Here is a 17,193-nt window from a genome sequence, read left to right as displayed (position 1 = left end):
GCTCGTACGCTGGACGTATGAGCGAGGAACAGGCCACGACCGACTACTGCCTGATCGACGCGACCAGGCCGCCCAAGGCCGACGGGCCGCCGTACGCCGAGTGCGTGCTGTGCCGGGAGCCGACGGAGTACCCGGAGTCGTACAAGGGGATCACGCTCTGCCCGGTCTGTGAGTGGCAGGAAGCGCAGCGCACCGCCTGTTCAGGCTGACCCGGCTGTTCAGGGTGATCTGCGGGACGTGAGCGCGCAGGCCACGGCGATCGCCGCCGCCGTGAGCAGGGCCGCCGCGGCCAACGGCAGCAGGGGCATGGGGACCGTGCCCGAGCGGGAGCCGGTGACCAGGCCGCTGACCGCCGCCTGCGCCGGGGAGCCGGTCACGACCACCGACAGCAGCGCCGCGAGCAGCATCGTGGGGACCGCACGTCCGGTGGAGCGCAGCAACGGCCAGGTGGTGAGGGCGCCGACGGCCGTGCCGAGCAGGGCGCAGGCCAGCGTGGCGAGCAGCCCGGCCGCGCCCGCCGGGAGCCGGGGCACACGCGTCTGGTGATCCGCGCTCACCGGGTCGCTGATCAGCGTCACGACGACGGTCGCGACCGTACCCACGACCGCCGCCGCGGTCAGCGCGAGCAGCAGCGCGGCGAGGTGCGCCCGCCCCGGCCCTACCGCCGCGGACACACAACTGCGGGCGGCGGACGGCTCGTTGGTGACGCAGATCCGCACCAGCCAGGCGGCGACGGGCAGCAGGGCCGCGGCCGTGTAGCCGAGCGAGTCGAGCACCGGCTGACCGCCCGACACACCGACCCCGAGGAACACGGCGTACAGGATGAACGGCGGCAGCCAGCGCTGTGACCGGGCCAGCAGGGCGGTCTGGTAGCTGAGAAGGGCGGTCATCGGCGGCTCTCGGTCTCGGGGGTCGTCTCCGGTCTCACGCTCACCACGTGCCAGGGCGGGCGGGCCGTCAGCAGGGCACGCAGGAGGACGTCCGAATGGGACGCGGGGACGGTCAGGCGGTGGGTGCCGGGCGTGGGTTCCTCGGCGGATATGACCGTGCGGGGCGCGTCGGCGGGGAGCTGTCCGCCCCGCGGCCCCTGCGCGACGACGGTCACGTGCGGGCCGGCGGTTTCCGAGGGCGGCTCTTCCGTACGCAGGTCGAGGCCCGTGTCCCGCACGGTGTACGTCGCGTCGGGCGCCCCCGCCAGGCGGCTCGGGTCGTGGTCCACGAAGACCACGGCGGTGCCGCCTGCGGTGCGCTCGGCGACGGCCCGCTCCAGTTCCGCGCGGGCGTCGGCGTCGAGGCCGGTCCACGCCTCGTCCAGGACGAGCAGCTCCGGTTCTGCGAGGAGGGCCTGTACGACGGCGACCTTCTGGCTGCTGCCCTTCGACAGCTGCGCCATCGGCATCCGCGCGTACGAGGCGGCACCGAAGCGGTCGAGCCACTCGAGGGCGGCCCGGGTGGCCGCGCCACGGGAGAGGCCGTGCACCCTGCCGAGATGGGTGAGGTAGCCGACGGCGGTGAAGGGGAGGGCCGTGGGGAAGCGTTCGGGGACGTAGGCGGTGCGGGGGCGGCCGGTGATACGGCCCTCGGTCGGGGCGTCGATGCCGGCCAGGAGGCGCAGGAGGGTGGACTTGCCGGTGCCGTTGGGTCCTTCGACGCGGATGAGGTTGCCGGGCGGCACGGTGAGATGGACGCCGCGTAAGACCCATGGGCCGCGCAGGCCGTAGCGGCGGCCCACGTTGTCCAGACGAAGATCACGTTGCATGGAGGACATCCTGTCCCATGGCCCGTGCGGCCGAGTCGGCGCTGATCGCGCCCACCCTGGCGGACCGGCAGAATCGACACGGCCCCGGGCCCTTTAGGGTGTTGTCGTGAGCCAAGATCCGACGTCGACCGGCGACAGCCCCTTCCGGTCAGAGCCCAGTGCTCGCGATGACGCCCCGCAGTTCGTCCTGCCTCTCGTCGTGCGGATCGAGCGGGACGCTCCACCCGCTCGCACCGACGCCCTCGAAACCTCCGCCCGCGCCGTCCTGGTGATCCTCGGCGACGAGCGCTCCGTCGGGGACGGCGAGTGGGCCGAGGCCATGCGGGACTGGCAGGACGCCCGGATCCGGAAGGTCGTGCGGCGGGCCCGCGGCGCCGAGTGGCGGCGGGCGGAAGGGCTGCCGGGCATCACCGTCACCGGCAAGTCGGCCGAGGTGCGGGTCTTCCCGCCCGTGCCCTTGGACGGGTGGCCCAAGGAGCTGGCGAAGCTCCAGGTCTCCGGCACCGACCTCGACGATCCGGAGCCGCCCGCGGACGCCGACCCGTCGGCGCCCGTGCTCTGGCTGAACCCCGACCTCGGCATGTCGGCCGGCAAGGCGATGGCGCAGACCGGGCACGCGGCACAACTCGCCTGGTGGGAGCTGTCGGACGAGGAGCGGGCCGCCTGGCGCGACGCGGGGTTCCCGCTCGCCGTACGGACCGCGGATCCGGGACGCTGGCCCGAGCTGACGACCAGGGGGCTGCCGTTGGTGCGCGACGCGGGGTTCACGGAGATCGCGCCCGGGTCGTGCACGGTGGTCGCCGACCATCCGGCGTTGCGGTAGGACGCGGGCGTTCCTGGGAGCGACTGCCGGATGCGCGTCAGGGCTTGCCTGATCGGCGTGAGGGCAAAGGGGGGAAGCCATGGGGCAGTACTTGGGACCGCTGGAGCCGATCGGGGACCGGTGGGTGATCGGGGACCCGACGCGCAAGGAGGGCCTGAGTGTCGTGCTGACGCCCGAGGGCCTGGAACACTGCCGGCGCGGCGAGCCGGCGCCGCTGCTCGTGATCCCGTGGTCGCAGTTCCTGGAACTGCGGGTGCGAGTGGCCTTCCGCAGGTGGCAGACCACGGCCTTCGCAGGCTTCGCCGGAGGGTTCGCACCCGCCGCCGACCTGGGCCGCTACGGCTGCTCCCTGTACGGCATCGTGCGCCATCCCTACGACCTGTGGAGGGTGCGGTACACCCATCACGAACGCCGCTACACGGGCGGCCACGTCGTCGTGCTGAAGGCCCTGTTCGACCAGCTCACCGAGGCGAAGGCGCTGCACCGGCTCGGTGATCCCGAGTGGCTGGGCACGGCGGTCGCCAAGCTGTCGTCGCACACGTCGTGGTACGCCCCCGGGGGCGAGCGTCTGGTGGCGGAGACCGTCCGGAGTCTCGGTACCTGAGCGACCACCCGAGGGGCGGGCGTGCCGCGTTCAGGCGCGCTTGCGCTCCTCGCGCCGCCGTACCAGTTCCTCGACGGCGCTCGGGAGCGTCGTCTCGAAGTCGATCAGCTTCGCCCACGTGGGGGTCACGACGATCCGCACCATGCCGTCGTAGAGCGAGCGGACTCCGGCCTCCCACTCGGCCCGTTGCTCTTGCGTCATCTCGTAGGTGCCGTTCGCCCGGAGGTACTCGTCCGGGATGCCCTCGACGACGTCCGGCTCGGCCCGGCCGCGGATGAGCAGGATCTTGGGCGGGTGCACCTCGGCTTCGATCGTCAGGGCGACCGCAGGGTTGTCGCGCAGGGCCGGGAGCTTCGGGGCGTTCGTCGTGGTGCACATGACGATCTCCGAGCCGTTCCACACGAAGCCGATCGGAACGACCCGGGGTGTGGCGTCCTTGGCGACGTAGGCCAGGCGGATCAGGTCGCGGGCCAGGAGCTCCTGGCTGAGCGGACGGTTCAGAACCTCGGAGATCTCACTCGGCTGCACGGTCAGGCTCACCTTCCGACGGTCGTTCACCCGCTTCCCGGATTAGGTCGCCGGGCATTTGAACGTCGTCGGCGTGCGGCGCGTACGACCTTGCAGAGGCACGCCTGCCCGGTGCGGGGAGCGGGACGCGGGTCCCGGCCGCACAACCTCAAATGTTGCTCTGAAGGTGTCGGCCCAGGGGTTCGGGCGCGCCCTGAGGGGCCATACCCCCGTCACATCCGGCACGTCCGAGGAGACGGGACAGCGGGTACGGAAGAGGCCGAGGAGGGGACGATGGAGCGACTGGGTACGGGGATCGGGTGGCGTCCGGAGATCGCGGACGCCGTGGAGCGCATGCCGGGCATCGACTGGGTCGAGGCCGTCGCCGAGAACGTCTGCCCCGGGCATCTTCCGGAGTCCTTGGTACGGCTGCGGGAGCGCGGCGTGACCGTGGTCCCGCACGGCGTCTCGCTCGGCCTCGGCGGTGCGGAGCGGCCCGACGCCGGGCGGCTGGCCGCGCTCGCCGAGCGGGTGGAGGCGCTGGGGGCGCCGCTGGTCACCGAGCACATCGCGTTCGTACGGGCGGGAGGGCCGCTGACGGCGTCGCCGCGCCTGGAGGCGGGGCATCTCCTGCCGGTCCCCCGCACCCGGGACGCCCTCGACGTGCTGTGCGAGAACGTCCGTATCGCGCAGGACGCGCTGCCCGTGCCGCTGGCCGTGGAGAACATCGCGGCCCTCATCTCCTGGCCGGGCGAGGAGATGACGGAGGGGCAGTTCCTGTACGAGCTGGCCGACCGCACGGGGGTGCGTCTGCTCATCGACGTGGCCAACCTCCACACCAACCACGTCAACCGCGGCGAGGACCCCGCCAAGGCCCTCGCCGAACTTCCGCTGGAGGCCATCGCGTACGTCCATGTGGCGGGCGGCTTCGAACGCGACGGCGTCTGGCACGACAGCCACGCCCACTCCGTCCCCCAGCCGGTCCTCGACATCCTGACGGACCTCGCCTCCCGCGTGAGCCCGCCGGGGGTTCTGCTGGAACGCGACGAGAACTTTCCGGCACCAGGGGAGCTGGAGGGGGAGCTGGGGGCGATTCGGGGGGCGTTGGAGAAGGGGGCGTCGGAGAGGGCGGCCGCTGAGAGGCGGGCGTCCGCGGCGGGGGCGGCGCTGAGAGGCCCGGCGGCCGCGGCGGGGTCACTCCGGGGGGCGCAGCCACGGGAGACGTCGCGCGCGGCCCAGGAGGGGGCGGAAGACGCGGACGCGGGCGAGAGGGCGGGTACCGAGTCCACTCCGCCGAAGACACAACCCGTCGGCACCACCCACCCGGCGAAGACGGCCGCCGACCCGCCACCCGGGGACGGGGAAAGGACGCCGGGGCCGGAGGAGGGGACGGTGCGGGCCGAGGCTGTCACCGAACCCGCCCGTCAGCGGCTGGCCCTCGCGCAGGCCGCGCTGCTGTCCGCGCTCGTCGCCGGGACGCCGGTGCCGGAGGGGTTCGACCGGGTGCGGCTCGGCGTGCAGGCGCGGGCGCTCGCCGGTAAGCGGGCCGACGTCGTGGCGAAGGTCGCGCCCGAGTTGCCGGTGATTCTCGGGAACGGCTATCGACGGGCCTTCCTCGGCTACAGCCACGGGCACCCGATGACCGACGGCTACCGGCGCGACGCCCTGGACTTCGCCGGGTACCTGCTGGCCGAGGGCCGGCTCGAAGACGCCCGGGTCCGGGCGGAGTTGCAGGAGTGGTGGCTGGAGCGCTCGGGCCCGAGGCCGCGGTCGCGACGGCCGGGGGTACGACTGGCCCGCGCCACGCGACGCGTGCTGCTGCGGCGCTGAGGGGAAGTGGGGGTGCGGGGTGCCGGGCACGGCACCCCGGGCATCGAAGTAATATGCCAGCCCACCCCCGAAGCGCACTGACGTGCGGTGCCGCACATGGAGGCACCATGCGATCGCAACCCCGCATCAACGGACGAGGCATCTTCAGCGGCACCGGGCTCATCATCACGGGCCTGGCGGTGACGCTGCTGGCGATGGTCTTTCCGGTCTGGTCGTACGCCGACCGGTCCGGGACCGGCCTGGACGTGCTCAACGCCGAGACGGTCTCGACCGGGTACGGGCCGCTGTCCGCGCTGGACCGCGACTTCATCACGAAGGTCCGGCTGGCCGGGCTGTGGGAGCTGCCCGCCGGTGAACAGGCGCAGCGGAAGGGCACGACTCCGGCCGTACGGACCGCCGGTCAGCACCTCATCGAGGGGCACACGTTCCTCGACGAGCGCGTGCGCGACGTCGCCGCCAAGCTCAGCCTCGCGCTGCCGAACGAGCCCACCGAGCAGCAGCAGGAGTGGCTGGACACCCTGAGCACGGCCCAGAGCGTCGAGTACGACCGGCAGTTCGCGAACATCCTGCGCCTGGCGCACGGCAAGGTGTTCGGCGTCGTCGCCCAGGTGCGGGCCAGTACGCGCAACTCCCTCGTCCGCAAACTCGCCGACGACGCCAACACCACGGTGCTGGACCACATCACGGTCCTGGAGGCGACGGGCTACGTCGACTACGACGCCGTGGCCCGGGACATGGTCGCCGACAGCACCCCTCCGCTGACGCCCTCCCCCGCCCCGCCCGGGCCGGCCGAGGACCCCGTTCCGGCCGTCCCGATGAGCCCGCCCTCGTCACCGTCACCCACGTACAGCCTTCCTCCGGCCGCGACCAGCCCCCGCCCCCAAGGGTCCTGACGTCCTATCCGGAACGTCACATCCCGGCAACTCTCGGTCCGCATTGTGAACAAGGCATGGCGTTTCACTGGGCCTTTGGCATAGAAACGCGGCATGTTCTGGGTCCTTCTCCTACTGCTCGCCTGGGCCGTTGCCGGCACTGCCTGCACGCGGCTGTGTCTGGCCGCCGTGCACGCCGCGGCCTCGGACGTGAAAGACGCAACCTCGGGCCAGGGGCACGATCTGACGCTGTACGAGGCCGCGTTCCTTTCCGGCGGCCCGCGGCGGGTCGCCGATCTGACCCTCGTCTCCATGGCGCGACAGCAGCGCCTGCTGCTCGCGCACACCGGCTGGGCGACGGTCGTCGATCCGCGCGGCCTGGACGAGATGGAGCGCTCGGTGATAGGCGCCATCGGGCCGGAGGGCCAGTCCCGCATCGAGCCGGTGCGGGACGCCGCGGCCGCCGCCGACGCCGTCGGCAGCCTCGCCGACCGGCTGGTCAGCGCGGGCCTCGCCGTACCCGACGGGGCGCGCAGCGGGATCGCGGCCGCGATCCGGCAGGTGCAGCTCGCCGCGGCCGCCGTACTGGCGCTGGGCGCGGTGGCCCTGCTGGCGCCGGCCCAGTCGGACATGCCGACCCACTTGATCGCGCTCTGGTTCGCACTCCCCTTCGTGCTCACCCTGAGCTGCCTCACCATCGCCCGGATCGAGATCCACCCGTACGCGCAGTGGGCCTCCCCGGCGGGCCAGCGGCTGCTGAGCGCCCTGGTCCGGCACTCCCGGGGCGGGGACGACCGTACGCAACTCACGTCCGTCGCCCTGCGGGGCGTACGCGCGATAGGTGAGCCGGACCTGCGCGCGGCCTTCGCGCACCGCGAGCCGCACCACCACGCGTTCCACCGGCACGACTGACGGCGGCGAGCGACAGCCCAGGGGCTCGGTGACGCATAGGGGGCATTGAGGCCGACACCGGCCGGGTGGTGCTTGCCTTCATCAACAGACGAACGAAATATCCCTTTTGTTGCTGCCGTGCACCGAAGGGATACGCCATGAGAGCCGCCGCCCTCTACTCGGTCGCCGGGGCTCTGCTCCTGACGACCCTCTCCGCCGCTCCGGCCGGCAGCACCGGGGCCGCCCCGGGCACGGCCGAGCAGCACGGCACGACGGTGGCCGCCGCGCGCGCCGAGGAGGCCGGCATCACCTTCGGCACCTGCGCCAAGGAGCAGGACCTGCCGGTCAAGATGCAGTGCGGAACCGTGTCCGTCCCGCTCGACTACGCCCGTCCCGAAGGCAAGCAGATCAAGCTGGCCGTCAGCCGGGTGCTGGCCACGCACAAGGACCCGCACAACAGCAAGCGTCGGGTGCCCGGGCAGGGCGCCCTGGTCTACAACCCGGGCGGGCCGGGCGCCTCCGGACTGCACTTCCCGCTGATCGGCCTGCTGCCCAAGTGGAAGCGGCTCGCGGCGGCGTACGACCTGGTCGGCTACGCCCCGCGCGGGGTGTCGCCGTCAGCGCCGCTGTCCTGCCAGGACCCCAAGCAGTCCGTCAAGGGGCCGGTGCAGGCGCCGACGCACCCCTCGGAGTCGTACAAGAAGGAGCGCATCGCCCGGGCCAAGGCGTACGCACATGGCTGCGCACAGCGCACGGGCAGCGCGCTGCAGCACTACAACTCCCTCAACAACGCCCGTGACCTGGACGTCCTGCGGGCCGCGCTGGGCGAGCCGAAGCTGACGTTCATGGGGGCCTCGTACGGCACCTACTTCGGGGCGGTGTACGCGACGCTCTTCCCCTCGCACGTGCGGCGGATGGTGTTCGACTCGGCGGTGAACCCGGACCCCGCGCAGATCTGGTACCGCAGCAACCTCGCCCAGTCGGCCGCGTTCGAGGAGCGGTGGGCGGACTTCCGGGAGTGGGTCGCCGAGCACGACGACGTGTACGGCCTCGGTGCCACGTCCGAGGAGGTGCTGCGCAGCTACGAGAAGGTGCGCGCGCGGCTGGCCGAGGAGCCGGCGGGCGGGAAGGTCGGGACGGGGCAGCTGCAGGAGGCGTTCCTGCAGGCCGGGTACTACGACGACTACTGGCCGTCGCGCGCGAAGGCGCTGTCGGAGTATGTGAAGGGCGACCCGAAGCCGCTGGTCGAGCTGGCCGCTCCGGCGACGGAGGCGGCGGCCGAGGACGAGAACTCGAGCGCGGTCTACACGGCCGTGGAGTGCAACGACGCGCCCTGGCCGACGGACTGGGCGGTCTGGGACCGGGACAACACGCGGCTCGCGCGCGTGGCGCCGTTCGAGACCTGGGACAACGCGTGGATGAACCTGCCGTGCGCCTACTGGCAGGCGCCCCGGCAGGAGCCCCTCGATGTGCGGACCGGGCGGGGTGAGCTGCCGCCGATCCTGATCCTGGCCGCCGAGCGGGACGCCGCCACGCCGTACGACGGGGCGCTGGAGATGCACCGGCGGCTGTCGGGCTCGGTGCTGGTGACCGAGCGGGACTCCGGCACGCACGGCATCGCGTACGGACCGAACGCCTGCGTCAACGGTCACGTCGACGCCTACCTGCTGGAGGGCCGCCTCCCGGCCCGGCGCGCGGCGTGCGAGGGCCACCCCGAGCCCAAGCCGGCGAGCCCGGGCGAGACCAAGGCGAAGAAGCTGAGCCGGCACACCGCGGCGAAGCCGGGCGGCCGGCCTCAGCAGGCCACCGCCCGACTCCCGCACTGATCAGGCGAGCCCGGCCACCAGCTCGGCCACACTCTTGCGGCGTCCCGTGTAGAACGGCACCTCTTCGCGGACGTGCATGCGGGCCTCCGAGGCGCGCAGGTGGCGCATGAGGTCGACGATGCGGTACAGCTCGTCGGCCTCGAAGGCCAGGATCCACTCGTAGTCGCCCAGCGAGAACGAGGCGACGGTGTTGGCGCGCACGTCCGGGTAGCCGCGGGCCATCTTGCCGTGGTCGGCGAGCATGCGGCGGCGGTCCTCGTCGGCCAGCAGGTACCAGTCGTAGGAGCGCACGAAGGGGTAGACGCTGACGTAGTCACGGGGCGTCTCGTCGGCGAGGAACGCCGGGATGTGCGAGCGGTTGAACTCGGCGGGGCGGTGCAGCGCCATGTTCGACCAGACCGGCTCCAGGGCGCGGCCCAGCCTGGTGCGGCGGAAGAGGTTGTACGCCTCCTGCAGCTGGTCGCTGGTCTCGGCGTGCCACCAGATCATGACGTCGGCGTCGGCGCGCAGCCCGGACACGTCGTAGGTGCCGCGGATCGTCACGTCCTTGGCGGCGAGCTGGTCGAACAGCTCCTGGACCTCGTCGGCGTAGCCCGCGCGGTCCTCGGGGAGCACGTCCTTCAGCTTGAAGACGGACCAGAGGGTGTAGCGGATGACCTCGTTGAGGTCCTTGGCCAGCTTGCCCTTGTTCGGGATCCTGCCGGACTCGGTGGTGGAGGCGTCGTCACTCATGTCCCTTATTCTCCCGCTCCGCCGTGCAGACTCTGCACCGGGTTGGCGGTGAGCTCCTTTACACCGCTCAGGTCGCCCTCCAGCTGTTCCACCGCCGCGTACGCGCTCGCGATGCACGCCGGGATGCCCACGCCGTCGTACTGAGCGCCGCACACCGCGAGGCCCGGCACCTTGGCGACGTGCTCGCGGACGCGGGCCACGCGTGCGTGGTGGCCGACCGGGTACTGGGGCAGGCCGTCGGTCCAGCGGGTGACGCGGGTTTCCAGGGGGGTGGCGTCCAGGCCGGTCGCCGCCCTGAGGTCCCGGCGGGAGACGTCGACGAGATGGTCGTCGTCCCGCCCCAGGATCTCCGTCTCGCCGTACCGCCCGACGGATGTGCGCAGCACGACCGTGTCCGGGTTCTCGTCGGCGATCCAGCCCCACTTCTGGGAGGCGAACGTCGACGCCTTGATGGTGCGCCCGTCGACCGGCGGCACGAGGAAGCCGCTGCCCGCCGGGAGACGGGTGTCGGCGCGGCGGTAGGCCAGGGTGACCAGGGCCATGGAGGCGTACTCGATGCCGTCCAGCTCGGCGGCGGCCTCGGGGGCCTCGGCGCGCAGGAGGCCGGCGGCGGCCGGCGCGGGTACGGCGACGACGACCGCGTCGGCGTGCAGCACACGGTCACCGGCGACGACACGCCACCCTCCGGTCGCCTCGCGGCGCAGCTCCGTCACCGGTGCCCCGGTCACGATCCCGCCGCCCCGCGCGCGCACCGACTCCGCGACGGCGAGCGGGAGTCGGCCCACGCCGCCCTCGATGCCCATGAACACCGGCCCGGTCTGCTGATTGGCGGCGGCCTTGGCCTGGATCTCGCGGACGGCCTCGGTGAGGGAGTCATGCGTCTTCGCCGCCTGGTAGAGCTGCGGCACGGCCGAGCGCATCGAGATGCGGTACGCGTCGCCCGCGTACACGCCGCCCAGCAGGGGCTCGACCAGGCGGTCGACGACCTCGCGGCCGAGGCGTGCCGCCACGTACTCGCCGACGGCCGCGTCGTCGCCGACCTCGGTGCGGGGCAGGTCGGCGTCGCGCTCGATGCGGGCCAGCCCCTCGTCGGACAGGACGCCGGTCAGGGCGGCGGCGGTGCCGGGGACGCCCATCACATGTCCCTTGGGCATCGGCCGCAGGGCGCCGCGGGTCCAGATCGAGGCCGTCGCGGTGGCGGGCGGCCGGAGGCGGTCGGCGAGCCCCACCTCGCGGGCGAGGGCGACGGCCTCCGGGCGGCGGGCCAGCATCGACTCGGCGCCGAAGTCCACGCGCGCGCCCGCGATCTCGCCGGGCAGCAGCTTGCCGCCGACCCGGTCGGACGCCTCCAGGACGGTCACGCGTGCGCCGCCGGCCAGCAGCCGGTGGGCGGCCGCCAGACCGGCGATCCCGCCGCCGATGACGACGACCTGGCCCGCGGCCCTACGAGTCTCCACTTCGCGCATGTCCCCAGCCTCTCAGACCCCGCTGACAACCCGTCCGCGCCCCGGTGTCTGGTACGAGTCCCGACCGTGACCGCATCGGGACCGTTTCCCGCCAACGTTCGGCCGGGCCCCTGCGTCGAAGGAGCATCAGTCGCCACGACAACACTCGGGGGTACGCCCACATGCGCGCACGACGATCCGCACGATCCGCACCACCGGTACGACCGGTTCAGGTCCTGACCGGCCTCCTGCTGGCCGCCGCCCTCGCACTCACCGGGTGCAGCGGCACGGCCGACGGGGGATCCGACAGCAGCGCCGCCGGGGGTGAGGCCGCCAAGCAGGACCTCCAGGCGAGCGCGGAGGCGGGCGCCCCGGACAGCGGCTCCGGCGAGGGCAGCGGATCCGGCGCGGACCGGGCGACCGCGCCGCCCAAGGCCACGGCGAGCCACATCATCCGTACGGCCTCGCTGACCGTGCAGGTCAAGGACGTACCGAAGGCCCTCGACGAGGCCCGCACCAGCATCGAGAACGCGGGTGGCTACGTCGGCAACGAGACGACCACCAGCGACGGGAAGGGCCACGAGCGCACCCGCGTCGTCCTGCGCGTTCCGGTCGACAAGTACGCCGAGGTCCTCGCCGATCTGGAGGGCGCCGGCAAGCTGATCGAGCGCAGCGCCAAGGCGCAGGACGTCACCGACCAGGTCGTGGACGTGGAGAGCCGCATCACGTCGCAGCGCGCCAGCGTGGCCCGCATCCGCGAGCTGATGGACCGGGCGACCAAGCTCAGCGACGTGGTCACGCTGGAGGGCGAGCTGAGTTCCCGCCAGGCCGACCTGGAGGCGCTGCTGGCTCAGCAGGCGTCCCTGAAGGACCGCACCAGCCTGGCCACGATCACCCTCTCCCTGTCGGAGACGCCGGTGCAGAAGGCAGCCCCGAAGGACGACGACCCCGGCTTCCTGGACGCGCTCGCGGGCGGCTGGGGCGCGTTCGTGACGATGCTGCGCTGGCTCGCGGTGGCGTTCGGCGCCGTGCTGCCGTTCGCCGCGGTGGCGGCACTGATCGTGTTGCTGTGGCTGAAGGTCCTGCGGCCCCGGATGCCCCGCCGCCCGGCGACCGCGCCCGCGACGACCGCCCTGGGTCCGCTGCCGACGGCCCGCCCGGCACCGGGGCGCACGCGCGCGGGGGACGGGAGCGGCGCCGAACAGGGCGGCGAGCGGGACTGAAATGCCCGGCGCTCGTAGCGTGTTCGCATGAACATGAGCGCTGCGAGTGGTGGGTCGGGAACGCGAGAACGACTGGTCGTCGTCGGAGGCGACGCCGCGGGGATGTCCGCGGCGTCGCAGGCACGGCGTCTGAGGAGCGCCGAGGAGCTGGAGATCGTGGCGTTCGAACGCGGCCACTTCACCTCCTTCTCCGCCTGTGGCATCCCGTACTGGGTGGGCGGCGACGTCCCCGACCGCGACCGGTTGATCGCCCGTACGGCCGAGGAGCACCGCGCCCGGGACATCGACCTGCGCATGCGGACGGAGGTCACGGAGATCGACGTGGCCGGCGGCCGGGTACACGCGCGTGACGTCGACTCCGGCGCGGAGTCCTGGACGTCGTACGACAAACTCGTGATCGCGACCGGCGCCCGCCCGATCCGCCCCGACATGCCGGGCGCCGACGCTCCCGGTGTCCACGGTGTGCAGACCCTCGACGACGGCCAGGCCCTGATCGACACGCTGGAACGCACGCGTGGCCGGCGCGCGGTGGTCGTCGGCGCCGGCTACATCGGCGTCGAGATGGCCGAGGCGCTCATCAACCGCGGCTACGAGGTCACGGTCGTCAACCGGGGCAGCGAACCCATGTCCACGCTCGACGCGGACATGGGCCGTCTGGTGCACGAGGCCATGGAGGGCCTGGGCATCACCATGGTCAACGACACCGAGGTCACCAAGATCCTCACCGGCGAGGACGGCCGGGTCCGGGCGGTGGCCACGCAGGACGCCGAATACCCGGCCGACGTGGTCGTCCTCGGCATCGGGGTCCGCCCCGAGACGACTCTGGCGCGGGCCGCCGGTCTCCCCCTCGGCGACCACGGCGGCCTCCTGACCGACCTCGCCATGCGCGTACGCGGCCACGAGAACATCTGGGCGGGCGGCGACTGCGTGGAGGTCCTCGACCTGGTCTCCGGCCGGGAACGCCACATCGCCCTCGGCACCCACGCCAACAAGCACGGCCAGGTCATCGGCACGAACGCCGCCGGCGGCTACGCCACCTTCCCCGGCGTCGTCGGCACGGCCGTCAGCAAGGTCTGCGACCTGGAGATCGCCCGCACGGGCCTGCGCGAGAAGGACGCCCGCAGGGCGGGTCTGCAGTACGTCACGGCCACGATCGAATCGACGAGCCGCGCGGGCTACTACCCGAACTCCTCGCTGATGACGGTCAAGATGCTCGCCGAACGCCGCACGGGCCGCCTCCTGGGCGTGCAGATCGTCGGCCGCGAGGGCGCGGCCAAGCGGGTCGACATCGCGGCGGTCGCCCTGACGGCCGGCATGACGGTGGAACAGATGGTGTCCCTGGACCTGGGCTACGCACCCCCGTTCTCGCCGGTCTGGGACCCGGTCCTGGTGGCGGCCCGCAAGGCGGCAAAGGCGGTGAACGCCGGTCCTTCATAACAGACGGCACGGACAACGCCACTAAGGGGCGCGGGGAACTGCGCGACCAGCCACGATGCGCCCGCAGCCGCCAAACCACCGCACCCCTACGGCGTTTACGCGGACCCGTTGATCCTCTCGATCGCCTGCCGAGCCTGCTCCGCCGGCGGCCGCGCCGGCAACGAGGAAACCGACGCACTCACACTCGGCGGCATCGCGGCAGCGGGCTGCTCCCCCGCCGGCTTCGCATGCGCGGCGCCCGGCCGAACCGACCGCAACCGATGGCTGACGGCCTCGTCCAGCGTCACCGGCCGCTGCATCTGCGAAGCGAGCCGCCCGGCCTCCTGCCCCAGCCGAGCCACGTCTTCCCACGGCAGCCGCACCACCACCGCGATCTCGGCCTCGCCGTCGGGCAACGCGTGAATCGGAGGAGTAACTCGGTCGTTCATCGCCTGTTCCTCACGTAGACCCCGCGACCCGCCTTCCCCGTGCCGCGGGCGGTTGCCGAGTCATACGCGCGCAGGGGCGGCCCCGTTCACCGATTCACGGCACACATCCGGGGCAGATACACCTCGTGGTCATCCCCGTCCATGACGTGAACCCGGTGCGCCGCACCCCCTGGGTGACATACGCACTGATCGCCGCAAACGTCCTCGTCTTCCTGTCCACGCCCGGCACAGCCGGCGCCGTGGCCGGCGAGAGCAGCCTGTCCCAGCTGTGCCATCTGCACGCGTTCCTGGACCAGTACGCGGCGGTGCCAAGGGAGTTGATCCACGGTCAGCTGCCGGGAGTGGTGCCGACCGGTGAGGTCGCCGTCGGCCCGCGGGGCCCGGGCTGCGTGATCGGCCCGCCCGGCTACGACAAGTCCCCGGCGCTGTCGGTCTTCACGGCCATGTTCCTGCACGGCGGCTGGCTGCACCTGCTGGGCAACATGCTGTTCCTGCTGATCTTCGGCAACAACATCGAGGACCGCATGGGCCACGTGCGGTACTTCCTCTTCTACATCGTCTGCGGATACGCGGCGTCGTACGGCTTCGCGCTCCTCAACGACGACTCCGCCGAACCACTCATCGGCGCCTCCGGGGCCGTCGCGGGCGTACTGGGCGCCTACCTGGTGCTGTATCCGAAGGCCAGAGTGTGGGTCCTCGTGCCCTTCCTGATCTTCCTGCCGCTACGGCTGCCCGCCTGGCTGGTGCTCGGGTTCTGGTTCGTGCTGCAGGCGGTGTACTCCAACGGCGAGGGCGTCTCCGACGCGGGAACCGTGGCCTATGCGGCGCACATCGTCGGATTCCTGGCCGGCATGGCGCTCGCCTGGCCGCTCAAGCCGGGGACACCGCCGCCGCCGGAGCCGCGCGGCCTGCTGTTCGGCAGGAGAGCGCGGCCTCACACGTGGTGAGCGCCCGCTAGCGAGCCGTCTGCGTGTGGACGTACTCGACGAGCCGGGTCAGCGCGTCCGGGTCCGTGGACGGCATGACGCCGTGGCCGAGGTTGAAGACATGGCCCTCCAGGCCGGCGGCCGTGTCGAGGACCTCGCGGGTCTTGGCCTCGACGGCCTCGGTCCCGGCGAACAGGACGGTCGGGTCGAGGTTGCCCTGGAGCGCCTTGCCGGGTCCGACGCGGCGGGCGGCCTCGTCGAGCGGGACGCGCCAGTCGACGCCGACGACGTCGGCGCCGGCCTCGCCCATGAGCTTCAGCAGCTCACCGGTGCCGACTCCGAAGTGGATGCGCGGGACGCCGTACGACTCGACGGCCTTGAAGACCTTCGAGGAGGCGGGCATCACCGAGCGCAGGTAGTCGGCGGGGGCGAGCGCGCCGGCCCACGAGTCGAACAGTTGGACCGCGGAGGCGCCGGCCTCGATCTGCACCTTGAGGAAGGCGGCCGTGATGTCCGCGAGGCGGTCGAGCAGGTCGGCCCAGAGTTCCGGGTCGCCGTACATCATCGCCTTGGCGTTCTCGTACGTGCGGGACGGACCGCCCTCGACGAGGTAACTCGCAAGAGTGAAAGGCGCTCCGGCGAAACCGATGAGCGGAGTGGCCCCGAGCTCGCGGGTGAGCAGGCCGATGGCCTCGGTGACGTAGGAGACGTCCTCGGGGGTGAGGTCACGCAGTTGGGCCAGGTCGGCGCGAGTGCGGATGGGGCGCTCGACGACCGGGCCGACGCCGGGCTTGATGTCGAGGTCGATGCCGATGGCCTTCAGCGGGACGACGATGTCGCTGAAGTAGATCGCCGCGTCCACGTTGTGCCTGCGTACGGGCTGCAGGGTGATCTCGGTGACCAGCTCGGGCCGCATGCAGGACTCGAGCATCGGGATGTCCTCGCGGACCTTGCGGTACTCCGGCAGGGAGCGCCCGGCCTGCCGCATGAACCACACGGGCGTGTGCGGCACTGGCTCGCGCCTGCACGCCTTGAGGAAGGCGGAATCGTACGTGGCGGTCGGCGGCGTCTGGTTGGCACTCACGGGGGCAAGTCTCGCACGGCCACAACGGGCCCGGCGCTGGGGTTGCCGTGTTGTCCGGGTGTCCCTCCCTGCACGAAGCCCCGGTTCCCCTTAATCTTCCCGGCATGGCTGCGGCTCAGGGAAGACTGTCGGACGGCAGTGGCGGAATGGATGAGGCGAGGGACAAAGGGGAGGCGGACCGGCATTCGAGCAGTACGGCTCCACCGGCGTTCCGCGCCGCGGTCGAGGCCCTGCGCAGCAGCCGGTTGCGGCCGCAGATCGAGGTCGAGCAGACCAAGGCGCCCCAGCGCCTGGCTCCGTACGCGTACGCGCTGGAGGCCACCGTCGTCGACGGCGACCACGACCTGGCCGACGGCCGGCTGGTGCTGCTGCACGACCCGGCGGGCCATGACGCCTGGCGGGGTACCTTCCGGCTGGTGACCCTGGTGCGGGCGGAGCTGGAGGCGGAGATGGCCGTCGACCCGCTGCTGCCCGACGTGTGCTGGTCCTGGCTGACCGGTGCGCTCCAGGCGCGCGGGATGTCGTACGGCGAGCCGAGCGGCACCGTCACGCGGGCGAGCTCCCACTACTTCGGCGGGCTGTCCGAGCGTCCGGCGTCCTCACAGATCGAGATCCGCGCCTCCTGGACGCCCCGCGAGGGCCTGGGCGGCGTCCCGGACACCGCGGCCCACCTGGCGTCCTGGTGCGATCTGCTCGCCCAGGTCGCGGGGCTGCCCCCGGCGGGCCCGGGCGACGCGTCGGTGGTGACACTGCCTCAGCGGCGGGACCCGCAGTCCCGCTGACCGCCGCCGACCCCATAACCACTG

Annotated in this window: 18 protein-coding genes; 11 read left to right on the top strand and 7 right to left on the bottom strand. The window is 72.5% G+C overall.

The annotated features are described in order from the left end of the window. Window positions 1–17 precede the first annotated feature (17 nt). On the top strand, window positions 18–209 hold the full coding sequence (locus ACWGDB_RS15440; RefSeq protein ID WP_328422081.1) for a hypothetical protein: 192 nt from the start codon (window positions 18–20) through the stop codon (window positions 207–209). 9 nt (window positions 210–218) lie between these two features. On the opposite strand, the gene ACWGDB_RS15435 is transcribed toward ACWGDB_RS15440, so the two are convergent. Together ACWGDB_RS15435 and ACWGDB_RS15430 are read right to left on the bottom strand one after the other, a co-directional pair. Continuing rightward, window positions 219–890 (bottom strand): ABC transporter, encoded by a 672-nt coding sequence (locus ACWGDB_RS15435; RefSeq protein ID WP_453822903.1) that lies wholly within the window; start codon window positions 888–890, stop codon window positions 219–221. Beyond that, window positions 887–1,759, bottom strand: coding sequence for an ABC transporter ATP-binding protein (locus ACWGDB_RS15430; protein WP_453822902.1), 873 nt, complete (start codon window positions 1,757–1,759; stop codon window positions 887–889). Before ACWGDB_RS15430 ends, ACWGDB_RS15435 begins: the two co-directional genes overlap by 4 nt. A gap of 106 nt (window positions 1,760–1,865) precedes the next feature. Between ACWGDB_RS15430 and ACWGDB_RS15425 the strand changes: the two genes are divergently transcribed. Then, window positions 1,866–2,582, top strand: coding sequence for an aminoacyl-tRNA hydrolase (locus tag ACWGDB_RS15425; protein ID WP_453822901.1), 717 nt, complete (start codon window positions 1,866–1,868; stop codon window positions 2,580–2,582). A 79-nt stretch (window positions 2,583–2,661) separates the two neighbouring features. Then, window positions 2,662–3,186, top strand: coding sequence for a hypothetical protein (locus tag ACWGDB_RS15420; protein ID WP_453822900.1), 525 nt, complete (start codon window positions 2,662–2,664; stop codon window positions 3,184–3,186). A 30-nt stretch (window positions 3,187–3,216) separates the two neighbouring features. On the opposite strand, the gene ACWGDB_RS15415 is transcribed toward ACWGDB_RS15420, so the two are convergent. Beyond that, complete coding sequence (locus tag ACWGDB_RS15415) at window positions 3,217–3,714, bottom strand: pyridoxamine 5'-phosphate oxidase family protein (RefSeq protein WP_453823025.1); 498 nt, start codon at window positions 3,712–3,714, stop codon at window positions 3,217–3,219. 273 nt (window positions 3,715–3,987) lie between these two features. On the opposite strand from ACWGDB_RS15415, the gene ACWGDB_RS15410 reads away from it, so the two are divergent. The 4 genes from ACWGDB_RS15410 to ACWGDB_RS15395 all read left to right on the top strand — a co-directional run bounded on the left by ACWGDB_RS15410 (window position 3,988) and on the right by ACWGDB_RS15395 (window position 9,112). Further along, window positions 3,988–5,523: a DUF692 domain-containing protein gene (locus tag ACWGDB_RS15410; protein WP_453822899.1), complete on the top strand. Its 1,536-nt coding sequence runs from the start codon at window positions 3,988–3,990 to the stop codon at window positions 5,521–5,523. Between the two features lie 107 nt (window positions 5,524–5,630). Further along, window positions 5,631–6,416 (top strand): DUF4142 domain-containing protein, encoded by a 786-nt coding sequence (locus ACWGDB_RS15405; RefSeq protein WP_453822898.1) that lies wholly within the window; start codon window positions 5,631–5,633, stop codon window positions 6,414–6,416. Window positions 6,417–6,509: 93 nt separating this feature from the next. Then, window positions 6,510–7,307, top strand: a complete 798-nt coding sequence (locus ACWGDB_RS15400; RefSeq protein ID WP_453822897.1) for a TIGR04222 domain-containing membrane protein — start codon at window positions 6,510–6,512, stop codon at window positions 7,305–7,307. Between the two features lie 137 nt (window positions 7,308–7,444). After that, the gene (locus tag ACWGDB_RS15395; protein ID WP_453822896.1) at window positions 7,445–9,112 is read left to right on the top strand and encodes an alpha/beta hydrolase; all 1,668 of its coding nucleotides are present in this window, start codon (window positions 7,445–7,447) and stop codon (window positions 9,110–9,112) included. Here ACWGDB_RS15395 and hemQ read toward each other — a convergent pair whose 3' ends face one another. Continuing rightward, entirely contained in the window at window positions 9,113–9,844 is a 732-nt protein-coding gene (gene hemQ, locus ACWGDB_RS15390; protein ID WP_453822895.1) for a hydrogen peroxide-dependent heme synthase, read from the bottom strand. A gap of 5 nt (window positions 9,845–9,849) precedes the next feature. After that, the gene (hemG, locus tag ACWGDB_RS15385) at window positions 9,850–11,310 is read right to left on the bottom strand and encodes a protoporphyrinogen oxidase (protein WP_453822894.1); all 1,461 of its coding nucleotides are present in this window, start codon (window positions 11,308–11,310) and stop codon (window positions 9,850–9,852) included. Between the two features lie 161 nt (window positions 11,311–11,471). Here hemG and ACWGDB_RS15380 point away from each other — a divergent pair, with 161 nt between their 5' ends. Both ACWGDB_RS15380 and ACWGDB_RS15375 read left to right on the top strand, forming a co-directional pair. Next, window positions 11,472–12,512 carry a DUF4349 domain-containing protein gene (locus ACWGDB_RS15380; protein ID WP_453822893.1) on the top strand — a complete coding sequence of 347 codons (1,041 nt, stop codon included), beginning with the start codon at window positions 11,472–11,474 and terminating at the stop codon, window positions 12,510–12,512. 27 nt (window positions 12,513–12,539) lie between these two features. Next, window positions 12,540–13,949 (top strand): FAD-dependent oxidoreductase, encoded by a 1,410-nt coding sequence (locus tag ACWGDB_RS15375; protein WP_453822892.1) that lies wholly within the window; start codon window positions 12,540–12,542, stop codon window positions 13,947–13,949. Window positions 13,950–14,044: 95 nt separating this feature from the next. Here the strand turns inward: ACWGDB_RS15375 and ACWGDB_RS15370 are convergent, their stop codons facing one another. After that, a complete protein-coding gene (locus tag ACWGDB_RS15370) occupies window positions 14,045–14,377 on the bottom strand; it encodes a hypothetical protein (protein ID WP_453822891.1) in 333 nt (110 codons plus the stop codon). 125 nt (window positions 14,378–14,502) lie between these two features. On the opposite strand from ACWGDB_RS15370, the gene ACWGDB_RS15365 reads away from it, so the two are divergent. Further along, the gene (locus ACWGDB_RS15365) at window positions 14,503–15,324 is read left to right on the top strand and encodes a rhomboid family intramembrane serine protease (protein ID WP_453822890.1); all 822 of its coding nucleotides are present in this window, start codon (window positions 14,503–14,505) and stop codon (window positions 15,322–15,324) included. 7 nt (window positions 15,325–15,331) lie between these two features. On the opposite strand, the gene hemE is transcribed toward ACWGDB_RS15365, so the two are convergent. Continuing rightward, window positions 15,332–16,387 carry a uroporphyrinogen decarboxylase gene (gene hemE, locus ACWGDB_RS15360; protein WP_453822889.1) on the bottom strand — a complete coding sequence of 352 codons (1,056 nt, stop codon included), beginning with the start codon at window positions 16,385–16,387 and terminating at the stop codon, window positions 15,332–15,334. A gap of 104 nt (window positions 16,388–16,491) precedes the next feature. Here hemE and ACWGDB_RS15355 point away from each other — a divergent pair, with 104 nt between their 5' ends. Then, on the top strand, window positions 16,492–17,169 hold the full coding sequence (locus ACWGDB_RS15355; protein ID WP_453822888.1) for a DUF3000 domain-containing protein: 678 nt from the start codon (window positions 16,492–16,494) through the stop codon (window positions 17,167–17,169). Window positions 17,170–17,193 lie beyond the last annotated feature (24 nt).

The organism is Streptomyces sp. NPDC055013 (assembly GCF_053608645.1).
This window is presented reverse-complemented; position numbering and strand designations above follow the sequence as displayed.